Source organism: Frankia sp. CoWAU3, assembly GCF_977971855.1.
Window position 1 is genome coordinate 9,145 of the sequence record NZ_CDWWXB010000131.1, and the last position, 590, is coordinate 9,734.

The following is a 590-nucleotide window of genomic DNA, read 5'->3' on the forward strand; positions in this document are numbered from 1 at the left end:
GCACCTCACCGGAGTCTGAGAGCTTGAGCGTGACACCCAGAGCGGGCGCACCCGCACGGACAAGCTTGCCCGCGCGATCCTCGGGCGGCAGGTCGTCCCACTCCACGCGGGAACGGTTGATCGTGAGCAGCGGCGAGGTCTCGGTGAGGCCGTAAATCTGGATGAACTCCCAGCCGAGCTCCTCCTCGACCCGTTGGATCGTCTTGGTGGGCGGCGGAGCACCCGCGCAGATGACCCGCACGCGGTCGCGGCCGGGGACCTCGCCGTCCCAGTCCCGGACGGCGTCGAGCACGGCGTTGACCACAGCCGGCGCGGCGCACATCACGGTGACGCCGTGCTGCTCCACCCGGCGCAGGATCTCCGGGCCGTCGATCTTGCGCAGCACCACCTGCTGGACGCCGAGACCGGTCATGCCGAACGGCATGCCCCAGCCATTGGCGTGGAACATCGGCAGCGTGTGCAGGTAGACGTCGCGATCGGTGACACCGGCGTGCAGCGCGAAGGTGACCGCGTTGACCCAGATGTTGCGGTGGGTGATCTGCACGCCCTTGGCTTGTCGTTTAACCTTCGGGTGTCACTCTGTGTGATAG

General features: G+C 67.6%; 1 protein-coding gene. It reads right to left on the reverse strand.

Translation table 11 applies throughout. The features are described 5' to 3' along the window. The coding region (locus AC08ON_RS12360; RefSeq protein ID WP_476617009.1) for an AMP-binding protein at positions 1-544 on the reverse strand (544 nt) is incomplete at its 3' end. Positions 545-590: the final 46 nt, after the last annotated feature.